A 16,279-nucleotide genomic window follows, 5' to 3' on the forward strand; every position below is an offset into this window, starting at 1 on the left:
AGGAGAAATGCTCTAGCCCAAATATCAAAACAAGAAGGCCACCCCTAGGGGTGGCCTTCTTTGTTGATTCAGGTTTGGTTAGAAGTCGTAACGCAGGCTCATCTGCGTGACGCGAGCATCGTTGTTCACGTCGGTCGACTTACCGAAGTTGGCATTGTTCGTATCGCCGATCGGGTTCTTGAAGTTGGGGTGATTGAACATGTTGAAGAAGCTGGTCTGGAAGGTGACCGCCTGCCGCTCCGTAATGGCGAAGTGCTTGATCACACCCAGGTCCAGGTTGATGAAACGCGGGCCATAGATGCTGTTACGCTGCACCGGAGGATCGCACCACACGGTCGGGCAGGAATATGCACCCCAGGTGCCTTTGGTGATGAATCCGCTGGCCGGGCTTACGTTGTGGTTAATGGAGTTACGAGGATCGCCGGACTTCAGATAGACTGCACGGTCGATACCGGTGGTGCCGTCCTTGTTCGGGTCGTAGGTGCTGGCGCCGTTCTTGATATAGATGGGCGAGCCGCTGCGCCATGTGAAGATCGGCGAAAGAGCCCATCCACCGAGGAGCAGGTTGCTCTTCTTCCACTGCGACTGCAGATTCGAGGTCACAACCAGGTTGTGACGGGTATCGAAGTCGGCTGCTCCGTACTCATACCGCGGGTTGTACGGAGATACGATACCCGTGCCGCCGTTCTTCACCGTGAAGACGTCGGAGGTATTGTCCATCGCCTTCGAGTAGGTGTAGTTGGCAAGCATCTGAACGCCCTTCGCGAAGCTCTTCCGCACGCTGACCTGGCCACCGCTGTAGTTGGAGCCGAAGCCATTGGTGCGGAAGTTGTCATTGTTGAAGAGGCTGGTCGGGCGAGCCGAGCTGTAGGTCGTGTACCCCTGAGCAGCGCAGAGTGCCTTCTGAGCCGTGCTTGACGATGACAGGCAGGCAGTACGGCCTTCGAAGGTGTTGATGTTCATCAGACCGATGAGCTTGCGGCCGAAGGTTCCGACATAAGTCGCTTCGAACACGTAGCCGCTGAAGCCGCTCTGCACGCCGAAGTGAGCCTGCTCATAGTAAGCCGTGACCAGGCGCTGGTCGATGTGACGGGGTACAGGCTTCGCACCGGCGACTGCCAGAGCGGCATTGCCAGTAAATGGCGCCTGAACGAGCTGGCTGCGGAGGGTCGGGCTGATTCCGGCCGAACCGGCGCCGAAACCGTAGGTATTGTCCACGAAGTGTGGATAGTTGAAGCGGATGTTCTCGTAGACGTTGTTATAGAGACGGTCGTAGCCGATACCGAAGCCGCCGCGCAGAACAAGCCTGCCGTTGCCCATCGTGTCATAGGAGAAGCCCACACGCGGAGCAAAGTTATTCATGTCCTTGTTCCAGATATCGCTATCTTTCTGGATGAACTTGGCTCCCTGAACAGCGCCCAGCAGCGGAGTGTTGGGCAGGTTCGGGTTTCCGGTTGCGGTAGGCGTACCGAAGGTACCGAAGTAGACGTTCGAGTCGAAGCCGGCCTTGAAGTTATGCGGGGGACCGAAGTACTCCCAGCGGAGGCCGTAGTTTAGCGTCAGGCGCGGTGTGGCCTTCCAGTCGTCCTGCGCATATGCCGCAAACTCCTTCGCGCGGTAGCCGCGATAGGGGTCGGGTGCGGAGTTAGTGGTCGGATCCAGCGATGCTCCGGCAGAGTACAGGCTGCCGTAAGTCGAGGCATCCGCAGGATCAGCCGTCTTCAATTGATCTTCATCGGCGGTACCGTCCGTGACCAGACCTTCTACCGACCAGAACGCGAGGTTGCCATTGATGTCGTTATAGAAGGACGAGCCATTGCGGGTGCGGACAAAGCGGAACCCAGCCTTCGCTGTATGCGAACCCAGAGTCTTGGTGACCGATCCTTCATAAGCGAACTGATTCTCGGTGAAGTACTGCGGCAGTCCAGTGCTGGCGCCGAAGCCTGTCGACAAAGAGTCCGCGGTGAACATCGAAGGGATACCTGCTGTCCCAGGGACCTCAAAGTTCGAGACGTGGCGCAGGTAGCTTGCCTTGGCCTGCGTGATGAGAGTCGGCGTCCAGGTACGTGTCCAGGAAGTACCAAAGACCTGCGATCCGCCAACGTTGTTGTACGGAGGTCCAGGGTTAGTGTCGCCGCCGCCGTTGTTAAAGCTGCTGGTATACAGATCGACAAGGTAGGTGAAAGCAAGCTGGTCCTTCTCGGTCAGCTTGTGATCGATCTTCATGGTGCCGCGGTTCTGGTTGAGTACGGTCGTGTTGATGACACCGGTCAGCCCATAAACCGGTACCGGGAACGACAAAGCTCCTCCCGAAAGAAGGCCTTGCGCTGTGTTGTCGAGGCTGCTGGTGGCAAGCGGGAAAGAGCTGGGGTACTTCGCATACAGAGCCTTGAAGACAGGACCGAGGGTGGACTGGCGAGAGAAGGCGCCAGGGCAGGTCGTACCGAGATAAACGGGGCAGATACCTTCCTGGCCCGCAGCCGGGTTCTGTTGGGCAGTACCTTCCATGAACTTCTGGTAGCTGCCGTTGTTCACGAAGTCGAGGAACTGCTGTGTCGTCGCCGTCACGACCTGCGGAGTTCCCTCACGATAGCGGTGGATTTCAAGCGTCGCGAAGAAGAAGGTCTTGTCGCGACGGATCGGGCCGCCGATGGAGCCACCGAACTGGTTACGGACACGGTGATCGCGGAGGCCGCTGTTGTTGGAGAACCAGCTGTTGGCTGCCAGGGTCTGGATACGGTTGTACTCAAAGAGCGATCCATGCCACTGGTTCGCACCGGACTTCAGCACGGTATCGGTCGAGAAACCACCCGCGCGGCCATACTCGGCCGGAGGAACGTGGGTGATGACGCGGTACTCCTGGATGGCGTCGGGCGAGATGGAGGTTACGGCGCCGCCGCGGCCAAAGGTGAAGCCTGCGCCGCCCTGGCCCTGATCGTTGTTATCAAAACCTTCGACGAGGAAGTTGCCCGTACCGGTACGGGCGCCGTTCACGGCAAAGCCACGGCCGGTGCCGGCGCTGTCGGGGCCTGCGCCCGCCACAAGCTGGACGAATTCGTTCTGGGTACGCGACTCAAGTGGGGAGCTCTTCCAGATGGAAGAGTCGACGAGCTGCGAGAGAGAGGAAGTTTCGGTCTGGACCTGCTCGGAGCTGCCACCTTCGACTGAGATGACAACCGACTCGGAACCGACGGCCAGACTCACGTCAGCATTCGTGGTGGAACCTACAGAGGTCTTGATGTCTTTGACTTCACGGGTCGAGAATCCCTTGGATTCGACCTTGATGGAGTAACCAGAGATAACGCGAAGGTTAAGGAACTGGTAGCCACCCTGCGAGTTCGTGGTGGCGGTACGGGTCTCGCCCGTGAGGGCGTTGCTCAGGGTAACGGTTGCGCCCGGAACGGCAGCCTTGGACTGGTCAGTAACTGTGCCTGTGATCGTGCCGAGACCGGCCGATGTTTGAGCTGTCAGAGATACTGTGCAGAAGATAAGGCCAAACAGAAGTACAACAGCAAATAGCTTCTTCATGTGTTTGTGCATCTCCCTTGGGGTTTTGGGAAACCTAATATTTGTATGCCTGGAATTCAGAGAAACTCTGTTTGAATCCACGCGCCAGATTTGGGTTGGACGTCGGTGTAGCAAGAACCATGCCAACTTAGGCGATGCAGAAAGTAATTGATTCAAAGGTACTTTTGGCACGGGAAGAACGTTCGACCGGCTCAAAACCTATGGTTTTTGGAATATCAGGGCGACATTCTATTGAATTTTGGATGAATTTCTACTTTTAGGCTTGCGCGGAGCCCTGAGGAGACCTCGTGTTAGGTGTTAATGCAGAGACCCGGAGAGTTCTCCGGATGAAATTAGCCTGTGAAACTTACCTTGGTAACCGTAGGCGCCGGCTCTGACCGCGCGATCGACAATCTGGCAGGCGAATACCTGAAGCGGACCTCCCGCTATGCGCCGGTGGAAGAGCTCGCCTTGAAGACGGAACGGGAGTTCCTGGAGCGGGTCGAGCGTGAACGGAAAGAGGGAGCGGTATTTCTGGTGCTGCTCGATAGCCGGGGAAAGCCGCTGACCTCAGAAGAGTTCGCTGCCGCCCTGGGGGGAGCGCGGGACGGCGGCAAACGCCGTGCTCTTCTGGCCGTTGGGCCCCCGGATGGATGGTCGCCGGAGACGCTGAAGCTTGCGGACCTGACGTTGTCCCTGGGACGGATGACCCTGCCACATCAACTGGCGAGGCTGGTGCTGGCTGAGCAGATCTATCGCGCGTTTACGATCCTTGCCGGGCACCCTTATCACAGCGGGCACTGAGGTGATGATGGAAGGATTGAATGATTGAAAAATGAGAGCGCTGGGCTTCCATCAGGTTCGCTCCAGAGTCGAGTGCCCCATCGTCATAGAGACGTTGGGGCACTCGCTTGCTCGTACTACTTCCACTCTAGATCGGGGCTCCGGCGGGGATTTGGTTATGGTCACCGCTGGGACGGCGAGCCCCTGGACCGGCTGCTGGTGCTGCAGCCGGGGTTGCGGCTCCGCCTCGTGCTCCGCCGGCGCCACCGCCTGAAGGAGTGAAGGCTGCGGTATAGAAGGCCTTTGCCTCGGGGCTCAGGCCGTCGTTCTTTACCTGATCGGACGCATAGCTGCGCAGTTTGGCGATTGCCTGCAACACAATACCCTTTACTTCGGGAGTTACTTCGCTGCTGGTGCTGAGGGTCTGCAGGTGTTCCAGCACCGCGTAGTCAATGGCAAACTTCGACTGCTCGGCCAGACCGGTCTGCGCCGGCGACTTCCAGGTGGCATCGATGGTGGAGTCAATCACTTCGCCGAGCGAGGGCATCTTTGCATCGCGTGCGTGGAACTGGGTGAGACGGACAACGCGTTCCGGATCAAGGAGGGCATCGAGCGTGATGGTCGCGGCGGCACGAACCGGAGCGACCGGATCAAAAGCATCGCCCGCATAGCCGGTGAAGTTCTCACGCGTACGCGGTAGTGATGGAGGACGCGGCGGCATCAGTGCAACGATGGATTCGGGCAGCGCGAGCTCCGCGGGATTCAGTGTCATGAGGATCGACTTCAGAGCCGCTCGTTGCGCTTCGGGCGAGACCATCGGCGCGACCTGCTGACCATCTCCACGGATGGCGTAACGCCAGTCTTCGCCGGCGATCGACTGCGCCGCAGCTTCGATCTGATAGCGGTGAATCAGATAGATAGGAACGAGGGTATCTTCAAGCTCCGCCATTGGACGGCCGGGCTTGATGGCCGCGTCAGAGAAGTTCTTCATGGCCACTGCGCGGACCTTCCACAGGCGCCCAAGCTCCTTCGCCGAGTCGGAGCCGTTGTCCCACTGCGACGAGTGCGGATGGATGGTGGAAGGGCCGTTATCGGTCATGAAGTACATGCCCTTCTTTATGCCGTCCTGCAGGATCTTTTCCAGACCTGCCTTCTCCTGCGCCGGGGTGTAGCTGGGCGGGAACTGATGGTAGAGGTAGTTGACGGTCAGCTTGTCCCACTCGCCGAGGCCCGGCTGGTATGCATGCGTAAGGTCGATATTGCCCTTGGCATCCAGTTGGATGTTCGGGAAGGGGTAGTCATCGACCGAGCCGCCGAGACCGAAGGCGGACGACGCATGGTTATGACCGAGTCCGATAGTGTGGCCAGACTCGTGCGCTGCTAGATGACGCATCCGCTGCAGCACCATGGCAAGCTGCTGCGGATCCGACTTGTCACCGTTCTTATACGGCGAGAGCAGCGCCTCGGTGATGAGGTAGTCTTGGCGTTCACGGCCGGTGGTCAGGGTGACTTCGCACTTGATCGATTCGCCGGTGCGGGGATCGTAGATGCAGGCTCCGTTGGAGTAGCCTCGCTGCTCTTCAGGTACCCACATGATGACGTTGTAGCGGATGTCATACGGGTCGGCGCCTTCGGGGAGAAGTTCCACCTTGAAGGCATTGGAGAAGCCGGCGGCGAGAAATGCGTCAGACCACCAGCGCGCACCTTCGAGCAGTGCCGTGCGTATGGGCTGGGGCGCTCCACGATCGACGTAGTAACGGATGGGCTCGACAGGGTCAGAGACTTCGGCGTTGGGATTCTTCTTGACGAGGCGGAAGCGCGTGGTGAGACGCGTCTCGCGTGACTCACCGAGAGGCTTCGACCAGTCGGAGTAAACCGTGTTCACAAGCTGACCGGCGCGCTGATCCCATGGGCGGGGATTGTAGTTGCCATCGGGAAGCTCAATGAGCGACTGCCGAATGCTGAGGCTGACACTATTAGCGTCTGGCGATACCGCGGCGAGACCACCGGCGCCTTCCCCGCCGCCGAAGCCGAAGCCTCCCGCGGGTTCTTTGCCGAAGGTCAGCAGGGTTTCGATCTCGGTGTTCTTCGGGAAGTTCTTCGTGTGCTCTTCCATGATGGAAGAGCGCGATGGATCGAGGCGAAAGCCTGTACCAAGGCGTGATGCGTAGCCGAGAGCATCACGCATGAGGAAGTCGGTTGCATCGACCAAAACCGCACCGTTCTCATCTTCGGCAGCGATGGTGAAGCCGCCAATGATGGACTGCGGGAAGCCATCGCGGAAAGCCTCCTCCTGCGCAGGTTCTCCACTCTTCGTAATCCAGCGCTCGTTTTCGGCAGTGAGCATTACTTTCGGCCCGATGCGCGAGAAGTGAACGACCTGGCCTTGCTGGATGGCTCCGCGGTTGACGCCCGCACCCGTTCCCGAGGCGCTGTGCTTGGCATAGAGAAACTGCTTGTTCCATTCGCGGATCTCGAAGAACAGATGCGCCGTCTTTGCCTCGTAGTAGATCGGAAAGAAGCCGTCTTTCTTTTCAAGAGAGGCGGTGCGCTGCGCGATTGTTGGCACAGGGCCACCGGCGTTGGGTGCGTCTCCAGCGGCGGCACGGCGCTGAGCTATGCCAGGAAGTGCCGTCAACAACAGGACCGCGGATACACCACGGCGAATGCGGGAACAAATCATCGAAAGCCCTCGTCAGGTTGTGATGCAACAGCAGAAGAGAGACGTCTGCACACTGCGGAGCGGGCCGCACAGCGACGTAGCGAGAAAGATGTACTGATACTACGGTGGACGTACCGGCTGGCGAAAGGTTTCAGGATCATGACACGCCCTAGTTTCGTGATCGATTCATTGAAAGGTGTGAGAAACCTGCCACCAGGTGGCAACAGCGGACATCCGAGAGAGTGAGGTACGAGATGACTCGAATGCGCTTTCTGACCGGGACCGGCATTGTTCTTCTGCTGATTGGCGGTGCGATGCAGGCCTACCATCCGAAGCTGGAATCTCCCCCGGTGACGGCCGAGATCCAGGCGTCGGATGAGGTGAGACAGATTCTGCGGCAGCGGTGCTATAGCTGCCACTCGAACGAGACGAAACTGCCCTGGTACGACAACCTTGCTCCGGCATATTGGATCGTTCGAAGCGACGTGCTGGAAGCGCGTGAGCATTTGAACTTCTCCACCATTGGAGCGAAGCCGGAGGCCGTCCAGCGCGGGGTGCTGTTTGAAAGCGTGAACACGGTTCAGCTTGGCTCCATGCCGTTGCCGCGATATCTGGCGGTTCACCGCGATGCCGGTGTCACCCCAGATGAGCTTGCCACCCTGCGGCACTACCTCGAGACTCCGCCGGCACAAACTGCGGCACCCGCGCCCTCCACTGCTGCGGAGACACAGTTCCAGCACTGGATTGCGAGCAATGGCAAACCAACGGGGACACATCCCGATATGCAGGTACAGCCTGAGTGGAACGGCGTACCGTTTCTACCGGAGTACAAGAACTGGAAGCCGGTCAGCAGCACGGAACGCTGGGATAACCACACCATGCGCCAGATTCTCGGCAACGACATCGCGCTCAAAGCGATTGCCGACGGAAAGATCGACAACTGGCCCGATGGGACGGTCTTCGCCAAGGTGGCTTGGCTGCAGCAGCCGGACGGTAAAGGCGGCATCACTACCGGAGCCTTTCAGCAGGTAGAGCTGATGATCAAGGACAGCAAGACGTATGCGTCGACTGAAGGCTGGGGTTGGGGCCGGTGGCGCGGCGATGATCTGAAGCCATACGGGAAAGACGCGACGCTTCAGAACGAATGCATCAGCTGCCATGAGCCGGTGGCCCATAGCGACCATGTCTACACGATGCCGATTGGAGGTGCGCAATGAAACAACTACTCGCAGCAATGTCGGTTGTTTTGCTTCTCTCCGGCTGCTCGCCGAATCCGCCCAAGACGGTGTTCCCGCAGCTGAACCGCGAGGCGGAAGTCCATGGCGGGCTGCCGTGGAACCCGAGATCGGGGCGTGTGATTACCTCCTGGATCAATCCCGGAGGAACCATGACCACGCTCTATGGCGACGACACGGCCGTCAACTATGCACGTTCCCATGCGGATGGCGCCTATCCCACAGGAGCGAAACTGGGCGCTGTGACCTGGAAACAACAGGAGGACGCGCGCTGGTTCGGCGGGAGAATTCCTGCTCAAGTGGCAAGTGTCGAGATTGTCATAGCAGGTGGACGGTACGAGAGGTATGAAGGCTCACCGCTGGCGGCAGTGCCCGGAAACGATGAACAGCGGGCGCAGTATCTGCTGCAGCAGCGAGCGGCAGTGATGCCATAGGAAATGGAATAACGGAATGATTGAATGAGGGCCTGTTTGCTGGATCGGGCCTTTATTCAATCATTCAATTCTTCAATCATTCCATTACCTAGCGGCTCCGGGCGCTGGGCGGTGGTGGCGGGAAGGGCTTTGGCAGTGTCGGCGCGACGTAGTCTGCTTCGCTGGCTGGGTCAGGACGGTGCTCTTCCACCAGCTTGGCGATGGCGTACTTCAGCGGATCCAGACCTTCTCCGGTGACTGCCGAGATGGAATAGAAGGGAAGCTTGCGGCGCTTGGCGTAGGCCTGCAGCTTCTTGAGCTTCTCCGGATTGGCGGCGTCCATCTTGGTAGCGACGATGATGGTCGGCTTGGAATCAAGGCCGTGGCCAAACTCCGCCAACTCTTTGGTGATGGTCTTGAAGTCTTCGACCGGATTCTCGCGACCGCTGCCGTCAGAGACATCGACCAGGTGCACCAATACTGAGGTGCGCTCGATGTGGCGCAGGAACTGGATACCGAGCCCTGCACCCTGCGATGCGCCTTCGATCAGCCCAGGGACATCCGCAATCGTGAATGACGAGGTGTGCGGATACTCGCCGATCTTCACCACACCCAGGTTGGGCTCGAGCGTTGTGAAGGGGTAGTTCGCGATCTTCGGCCTGGCGGCGCTGAGACGTGAGATCAGCGTGGATTTACCAACATTGGGATAACCGACAAGGCCGGCATCCGCGAGCAGCTTCAGCTCCAGACGGTAATGGCGTTCTTCCCCGGAACGGCCAAGTTCGTGTTCCAGCGGAGCCTGGTGGGTTGAGGTAGCGAAGTGCTGGTTCCCCCGGCCGCCGCGGCCGCCGCGGGCGATGCAGATGGTCTCATTCACGTGGGTGAAGTCGTGGACCAGGGCACCGGTCTCTTCGTCGTAGACCTGGGTTCCGATGGGGACCTTCAGTGTAACGGGCTTACCGGCGGCGCCGGAGCAGTTGGAGCCCTCGCCGTGGGTGCCGCGGCCGGCTTTGTACTCGGGGTTGAAGCGGAAGTGCACCAGCGTGTTGTGGCTGGCGGAGCTGGTCATATAGACATCGCCGCCATGACCGCCGTCACCGCCTGACGGGCCTCCCCGGGGGACGAACTTCTCGCGGCGGAAGGCCATGCAGCCATTGCCTCCATCGCCTGCTTTTACCCGGATTTTCGCCTCATCAATAAACATTCAGACTGCGTTTTCCTCAACTTCCTCGACTTACTTAGTGTACCGAAGGTTCACTCGCATGAAAAACGCTCACAATTACTGTTTACAACCCGTTCATGGTGGTGTGCCATGGTAGAAGTAGTGCCCTTTTCCTGAAAGTTGTGTAAGTGGCTCCCAACCGGAACGATGGTTGGCGTTTTGATGTTTTTTGGAGGCAGGATGAGTAAATTAAGAGGCTTTCTTAGCTTGGCCGGTGCGGCCATCCTTGGTGTGAGTCTAAACGCGGTGGCGCAGTCCACCACGCAGGGTGCGATTGCCGGCACCGTGTTCGACACGACGGACGCGGTCGTCAGCAACGCGAAGATTACGATCCATAACGACGGAACCAACCAGGACGTTGTCCTCACCAGCGCGTCGGGCGGCGAGTACAAAGCTCCGCTCCTGCCCCCTGGAACCTATACCGTAACTGTAGATGTGAGCGGCTTTGCAACCTCCAAGACGACGCAGGTTGTCGTTCAGGTAGGTCAGGTCACCACGCTGAATCCGCACCTGAGCGCCGGTAAGACCGAGCAGACGGTTGAGGTAACGGCCGACATTCCGGCCATCGACTTCGCTTCGGCCACCTTCGGCGGCCACCTCAGCAACACCGAGATCGAGAACATCCCGATCAATAACCGCCGCTGGTCGTCGCTCGCACTGACGACTCCCGGCGTTACCAACGATGCATCCGGCTTCGGCCTGCTGAGCTTCCGCGGCATTCCCTCGGTTCTGAACAACGTGCAGATCGACGGTACCGACGACAACCAGGCCTTCTTCTCCGAAGAGCGTGGACGTACGCGTGCCGGTTACTCGATCTCACAGATCTCCGTTCGCGAGTTCCAGGTGAACACCGGCGTGTACTCGGCTGAGTATGGCCGCGCCGTTGGCGGCGTGGTGAACTCGGTTACAAAGTCCGGCACCAACAACCTGCACGGTGAGGTTTACTTCTATCACCGCAACGACATGACCAGCTCGAAGAACGAGAAGACGCTGCTCGCCACATTGAACCCTGCGACCAATACGTACACGCCGCAGGTCATCCGTCCGAAGGACAAGCGCAACCAGTACGGCTTCGGCGTCGGCGGACCGCTGATCAAGGACAAGCTGTTCTGGTTCTACGCCTTCGACATCTTCCACCGGAACTTCCCTGGTATCGCCGTTTCAGGCGCCCCTAACACTTTCTATTCGCAGATCGCTGGTCCTTGCCAGACGCCGGGGCTGCAAGCGGCAACCGGCACCACCGTGGCGCAGTGCTATGCAGCCCTGAATGATCTCAACACCGATCTGGGCCAAGTAGCACGCTATGGCCACCAGATGATCAACACGCCGAAGCTGTCGTGGGTCATCTCACCCAAGCACACCCTGGATATCTACTATCACCGTCTGCGCTGGGACTCTCCCGGCGGCGTGCAGACCCAGGCTGCCCTGTCTTACGCTCGCGATTCGTTCGGTACCGATTTCGTGAAGCTTGACTACGGCATCGCCCGCCTGAGCTCGCTGATCAACAGCCACATGACCAACGAGCTGCGTTACCAGTATGCCCGCGAGCTCAACTGGGAAGGCCAGCAGCCGTACACCGACTACACCAAGAATCATCTCGTGGGAACGAATGGCGTGACCACCTACGCCTCCATCGCTGTCGCGACCGGCGGCTTCAACCTGGGTTCGCCCTACTACAGCTACCGCGTAGCCTATCCTGACGAGCGCAAGTGGCAGATCGGCGATACCGCTTCCTATCAGTTCGGCAAACATAGTCTGCGCTTCGGTGTGGACTTCGTTCACAACTACGACATCCAGAACAACCTCTTCCAGAGCAACGGCTCCTATAGCTATGCGAGCGTCGGTCTGTACTTGGCCGACATCCTGAAGCCGTCGGGCGCCTGCGCCCCGCTCACCGCATCCGGAACTCCCACCTTGAGCGCGACCGGCAACGCTGGTTGCCATAGCGGTCTGACCCAGGGCTTCGGTCCTCAGGTGTTCGATCTCGCCACGCTGGACTCGGCCTTCTTTGTGCAGGACGACTGGAAGCTCACACCGAGCCTGACGGTAAACATCGGCGCTCGTTATGACTACGAGTCCTATCCTGGCCCGTTCACTGCGGCACTGAACTCCGCTGTTCCGCAGGAAGCAAACCACCCTTCGGATAAGAACAATATCTCTCCACGTATCGGTTTCGCGTGGGATCCGTTCGGCAAGGGCAAAGCGGTCATCCGCGGCGGATACGGTATCTACTATGGCCGCATCATCAACGCCTCTCTCATGAGTGCCTACACCACCACCGGTGGCGCGGGCGGCCAGTTGCAGTTGACGGCATACAACGGAACTAATCTCGGTACAACCGCAGCTCCGCAGAACATCAAGTTCCCGCAGACCCTCAGCGCCCGTCCTGCCGGTGGTAACTTCGGCGTCCTTTACCTGGACAAGAACCTGCAGAACCCGTATACGCACCAGTTTGATCTGACGGTGCAGCAGGATCTCGGATGGCGCAATGTGCTGTCAGTCTCCTATATCGGATCGCTCAGCCGCGAGCTGCCGAACTTCCTGAACCTTAACCTCGACCCGACCAAGACCTACAACGCGACCTACACGCTGAAGGATAACTCGCTGGCTCCTGGAAACTGTTTGGTGGCGGCCTGCGGAACGACCTTCACTCAGAAGGTCTATTCAGCGCGTTCTACGGTAAGCGGATCGAACACGCTGAACCCGGCGTACAACCAGATCACTCCGCTCATCAGCAACGTCAACGCGAGCTATCACGCTCTGACGGTGGATATCACTAACCGTCAGTCGAAGTTGATCTCGTACGACGTGAACTACACCTGGGCACACGCTCTCGACTATGCTCCGAGCGCGTCGACGAGCCTCAGCCCAGGCAATAACTGGATCGATCCGTACAATGCTCGCGCGAACTACGGAAACTCCAACATCAACGTTCCCCACCGTCTTGTCGGCTGGGCTAACTTCAATATTCCAGGCCGCAAGGGAGACACGGGTCTTGGCTACCTGACCAACGGCTGGTCGATCAAGCCGCTGGTTCAGATCCAGAAGGGTCTGCCCTACTCTGTGGGCACCAGCTCCGGTTCGCCGAGCAACCAGACCGGTTGCACGGACTGCTTGCAGCCCTATTCGTCGGGCGTTGCCGGCACAGGCGTCAGCTCATTCATCCCGTTCTTCGGCCGTAACCAGCTCTTTGCGCCGAGAAACATCGTGATCGATACCCGTCTGCAGAAGGACTTCCGTGTCCGCGAGGGCATGAGTTTCCAACTCATGGCGGAGGCCTTCAACCTCGCGAACCACCGCAACATCACCGCTGTAAACACCGGTGCGTTCTCGATTGGCCCGGGTAACGTTCTGACGGCAACCAATGGCAGCTTCGGTCTCTCAACCACTTCGGGTGTCAACGGCAACTACGCTTACCAGGTGCGCCAGTTCCAGTTCTCTGGCCGCATCGTGTTCTAAGCGATAACGAACAACAGCAAGGGCGGTGGCTTCGGCCACCGCCCTTTTCTTTGCTCGTAACAATCTGAAGACTAGGCCTGCTCGCGTTCCAGATAGGCGATGAGCTGTCCGAAGGTTCCACCCCAGCCCTGCTCCATGCTCTGGAAGAAGCCTGCGAAGGTCTGCTGCTGGACAGGGTTGGCATACATGGCCCGCGAGCGAAGCGTGACCAAAGTCTTTCCGTCGCGCTCTTCGAAGGTCGTGGTGGAGAGCATCTCGACGGGGAAGTCCTTCACCATCGGTGGCGCGATGGGCTGCTCGTTCTCATCGAGGAATGAGGTCACCAGGACAATACGCGAGAAGGGTGTGAGGTCCCGGAAGGTCCAGCGGCCCCACATGGTGTTGCCGTCAGGAAGCTGCATGCCGTAGACAAAGTGGCCGCCCTCGCGGATGTCTGCGCGTTTGACGATGAGCTTCGTGCCGACGGGGCCAAACCACTTCTCCAGTCGTTCAGGTTCGGTCCATGAGCGATAGACGAGCTCCTGCGGAGCATTGAGCTCCCGCGTCAGAACGAACTCTTCGCCGGTGTAGGTGGAGAGTACCTCCTCGAAGCGGGCCAACGTATCCTGCAGCCCTTCTACAGCGCCGCGCTCGGCCACGGCATTCCGCAGGCGGACATCGAGGAAGTCCAGCACGAAGAGGACCTCGGTCTCCTGCGCGCTCTTCTCGGTAAAGGTGATCGTCGCCCGGAAGAGCGGGTCATTGATGTGCTCATACACGAGCTTTTCAGGAGCATCGACGATCTCGTAGCGGACTTCGTTCGGGTACTCGGTTCCGTCAGGCCCGGTCATGGTGTGTGTCCAGAGACCTCCGGGACGGACGTCCATCAGCGTGGTGTGAGTGCGGAAGCCGCGCGGCCCCCACCAATGACTAATGTGTTCGGCTTCGGTGAACATGCGGAAGACAAGTTCGCGCGGCGCACGGAGTACGCGGCTTTCGACAATCTGATTTTCTTGAGCGACGAGGGGCATGGCTGCAACTCTCCTTTATTCACGAACTAGTGTTTGTGTTTTTTCTTGTGCTTCTTTTTCTTCTTGCCGGCGTGTTCTTCGGCCTGAACCTCGGCCAGGTAGGCCTCAAGGCGGTCAAAGCTCTCAGCCCAGAACCGGCGATACTCCTCCACCCAGCCGGCGATCTCTTTGAGCGGAGCAGCTTCCAGACGGCAGGGGCGAAACTGCGCCGAGCGCGTACGGGAGATCAGCCCGGCATTCTCCAGCACCTTGAGGTGTTTGGTAATCGCGGGCATGGAGATGGAGAAGGGTTCGGCGAGCTCAGAGACCGAGGCTTCGCCGCTTGCAAGTTTTGCCAGAATGGCCCGCCGCGTTGGGTCGGCCAGCGCGGCGAAGGTGGTGCTGAGATGATCGTCCATATTTCACCACTTGGTTATTTAGCTAATTGGTTAATTACAGAATATGGAGAGAGTTTGTCAAGAGTGCTGGCAAATCAACCTGCGCGAATGGTCCCAGCCAGTTTCTGTTTGGCTGAGTAGCTGGAAGGGGAGAAATCTGCTTTTCCTGTCGCCTTGACTGAAGAGTTATAGAGCGGACCTTCAGCCCTTTGATCGCTCAACTACCCGAGACCTGGGGCGTTGCCCCAGGCTGATATAGAACGCGCCTTCAGCGCTTCCTCGCTAGGACCTCAAATTTTCAATAAACCCAGAAACGGATTTAAGATGGCCTCGATTTTTTATGAGCGGTAGGTCGAAAACAACTCGGTCGTGAAGTAGCGCTCCATGCGGTCTGGGAAGACGGTGACGATGGGGCCTTCGATCCGCTTCGCTGCTTCGATCGCGGCGCAGAAGTTGAGGCCCGAGCTGGGGCCCACGGGGAATCCCTTAGCAATGATCTTGCGGGTGGCGGCGATAGCTTCGTCGTCCTCCACCTCGATGGTAAGAAGCCCGGGAAGCCGATCTTCGCGGAAGATCTTACTGAGGCGGTCGACGACGCCGGGAATACGGGCCGAGAAGCTGCAGCACTCAACATCACCGAAGCTGGTGCGGTTAATTGGTCGCGCGACCACAGGGATGACGTTACAGCCGGAGTCACGCAGCCCCTCATAGAGACCGACCAGGGTTCCACCGGTGCCGACGCCGCTGACCACCGCCGCTACCGATCCGCCGGGAATCTGGTTGATGACCTCGTGCGCAGTGCCGACCCGATGCGCACGGGCGTTATCTTCGTTTTCAAACTGTAGCGGAAGGAAAGCTCCTTCTTCGCGGCCAAGGCGCTGCACCTCGCGCAGAGCGCCGAAGATGCCCTCTTCTTTCGGCGTAAGGATGATCTCGCCGCCGTAGCCGCGGATCATCATCGCACGCTCTGCCGAAACACCCTCCGGCATGACAGCGATGAAGCGAAATCCCATCTGCGCGGAGACCAGCGCCATGGCGATGGAAGTAGAGCCGGAACTCGCCTCGGCGATGAGGTCGCCCTCTTTGATGCGGCCTTCGCGGTAAGCCTTCTCCAGAATGAAGCGGGCGATGCGGTCTTTGGTCGATCCCGACGGATTCAGAAACTCAAGCTTGCACCAGATAGGCGGATGATCGTCCAGGGTAATGGGAACAAGCGGAGTGATGAGCGATCGGCCGGGATACATGGATACCAGTCTACTGAGAGAAGCGAATTGAATGATTGGATGAGTGAATCATTGAATCATGATCGGACTTGGTCGATCCGTTTTGTTTGTCATTTCGTAGCGTAAGCGGAGAAATCTGCTTCTCTATCGATATCGATATCTTCTCGACGCTAAAGCCAAAAGCGGTTCGCGCATAGCGCGAATACCCAGGTCCCTTTAGGGACCCGGGGCACCCGTTCCTAGGGTGTATCGACAAATTGCTGGAGGTGTAACCACGAGCATGCGAGGGCGACGGTAGCAGCGAAGCAAGCAGCGTATTTGCAGTATCTTGTGGCGAACCTTCTGAACTGTTTGAGTCTGTTGAAGCATCGTTCGATGCGGTTTCTGA

General features: G+C 58.7%; 10 protein-coding genes and 1 pseudogene. 4 read left to right on the forward strand and 7 right to left on the reverse strand.

Translation table 11 applies throughout. From position 1 onward, the window contains the following. Positions 1–78 precede the first annotated feature (78 nt). Positions 79–3,528, reverse strand: coding sequence for a carboxypeptidase regulatory-like domain-containing protein (locus tag AB4Y89_RS22310; protein ID WP_442303148.1), 3,450 nt, complete (start codon positions 3,526–3,528; stop codon positions 79–81). A 339-nt stretch (positions 3,529–3,867) separates the two neighbouring features. On the opposite strand from AB4Y89_RS22310, the gene AB4Y89_RS22315 reads away from it, so the two are divergent. Further along, complete coding sequence (locus AB4Y89_RS22315; protein ID WP_442303149.1) at positions 3,868–4,311, forward strand: 23S rRNA (pseudouridine(1915)-N(3))-methyltransferase RlmH; 444 nt, start codon at positions 3,868–3,870, stop codon at positions 4,309–4,311. Between the two features lie 127 nt (positions 4,312–4,438). Here AB4Y89_RS22315 and AB4Y89_RS22320 read toward each other — a convergent pair whose 3' ends face one another. After that, the gene (locus AB4Y89_RS22320) at positions 4,439–6,973 is read right to left on the reverse strand and encodes a zinc-dependent metalloprotease (RefSeq protein ID WP_442303150.1); all 2,535 of its coding nucleotides are present in this window, start codon (positions 6,971–6,973) and stop codon (positions 4,439–4,441) included. Between the two features lie 242 nt (positions 6,974–7,215). Between AB4Y89_RS22320 and AB4Y89_RS22325 the strand changes: the two genes are divergently transcribed. Beyond that, positions 7,216–8,169, forward strand: coding sequence for a heme-binding domain-containing protein (locus tag AB4Y89_RS22325; protein ID WP_442303151.1), 954 nt, complete (start codon positions 7,216–7,218; stop codon positions 8,167–8,169). After that, positions 8,166–8,621, forward strand: a complete 456-nt coding sequence (locus AB4Y89_RS22330; RefSeq protein ID WP_442303152.1) for a hypothetical protein — start codon at positions 8,166–8,168, stop codon at positions 8,619–8,621. Before AB4Y89_RS22325 ends, AB4Y89_RS22330 begins: the two co-directional genes overlap by 4 nt. Before the next feature lie 88 nt (positions 8,622–8,709). Here the strand turns inward: AB4Y89_RS22330 and obgE are convergent, their stop codons facing one another. Further along, positions 8,710–9,804: a GTPase ObgE gene (gene obgE, locus AB4Y89_RS22335; RefSeq protein WP_442303153.1), complete on the reverse strand. Its 1,095-nt coding sequence runs from the start codon at positions 9,802–9,804 to the stop codon at positions 8,710–8,712. 198 nt (positions 9,805–10,002) lie between these two features. Between obgE and AB4Y89_RS22340 the strand changes: the two genes are divergently transcribed. Continuing rightward, the gene (locus AB4Y89_RS22340) at positions 10,003–13,281 is read left to right on the forward strand and encodes a carboxypeptidase regulatory-like domain-containing protein (protein ID WP_442303154.1); all 3,279 of its coding nucleotides are present in this window, start codon (positions 10,003–10,005) and stop codon (positions 13,279–13,281) included. A gap of 71 nt (positions 13,282–13,352) precedes the next feature. Here the strand turns inward: AB4Y89_RS22340 and AB4Y89_RS22345 are convergent, their stop codons facing one another. The 4 genes and pseudogenes from AB4Y89_RS22345 to AB4Y89_RS22360 form a co-directional block, all read right to left on the reverse strand. Beyond that, entirely contained in the window at positions 13,353–14,291 is a 939-nt protein-coding gene (locus AB4Y89_RS22345; protein ID WP_442303155.1) for an SRPBCC family protein, read from the reverse strand. A gap of 26 nt (positions 14,292–14,317) precedes the next feature. After that, positions 14,318–14,689 carry an ArsR/SmtB family transcription factor gene (locus AB4Y89_RS22350; protein WP_442303156.1) on the reverse strand — a complete coding sequence of 124 codons (372 nt, stop codon included), beginning with the start codon at positions 14,687–14,689 and terminating at the stop codon, positions 14,318–14,320. Between the two features lie 317 nt (positions 14,690–15,006). After that, positions 15,007–15,912 carry a PLP-dependent cysteine synthase family protein gene (locus AB4Y89_RS22355; RefSeq protein ID WP_442303157.1) on the reverse strand — a complete coding sequence of 302 codons (906 nt, stop codon included), beginning with the start codon at positions 15,910–15,912 and terminating at the stop codon, positions 15,007–15,009. Positions 15,913–16,130: 218 nt separating this feature from the next. Further along, positions 16,131–16,279: pseudogene (locus AB4Y89_RS22360) on the reverse strand (IS5-like element ISAs34 family transposase); the annotation flags it as partial.

It is taken from the genome of Terriglobus sp. 2YAB30_2 (genome assembly GCF_052114765.1).
Classification (GTDB): Bacteria; Acidobacteriota; Terriglobia; order Terriglobales; family Acidobacteriaceae; genus Terriglobus.

Coding starts and splice junctions, on each gene's coding strand:
- obgE (WP_442303153.1), bottom strand. CDS start 9,804: ATGTTTATTGATGAGGCGAAAATCCGGGTAAAAGCAGGCGATGGAGGC.
- AB4Y89_RS22320 (WP_442303150.1), bottom strand. CDS start 6,973: ATGATTTGTTCCCGCATTCGCCGTGGTGTATCCGCGGTCCTGTTGTTG.
- AB4Y89_RS22355 (WP_442303157.1), bottom strand. CDS start 15,912: ATGTATCCCGGCCGATCGCTCATCACTCCGCTTGTTCCCATTACCCTG.
- AB4Y89_RS22350 (WP_442303156.1), bottom strand. CDS start 14,689: ATGGACGATCATCTCAGCACCACCTTCGCCGCGCTGGCCGACCCAACG.
- AB4Y89_RS22325 (WP_442303151.1), top strand. CDS start 7,216: ATGCGCTTTCTGACCGGGACCGGCATTGTTCTTCTGCTGATTGGCGGT.
- AB4Y89_RS22345 (WP_442303155.1), bottom strand. CDS start 14,291: ATGCCCCTCGTCGCTCAAGAAAATCAGATTGTCGAAAGCCGCGTACTC.
- AB4Y89_RS22310 (WP_442303148.1), bottom strand. CDS start 3,528: ATGAAGAAGCTATTTGCTGTTGTACTTCTGTTTGGCCTTATCTTCTGC.
- AB4Y89_RS22340 (WP_442303154.1), top strand. CDS start 10,003: ATGAGTAAATTAAGAGGCTTTCTTAGCTTGGCCGGTGCGGCCATCCTT.
- AB4Y89_RS22330 (WP_442303152.1), top strand. CDS start 8,166: ATGAAACAACTACTCGCAGCAATGTCGGTTGTTTTGCTTCTCTCCGGC.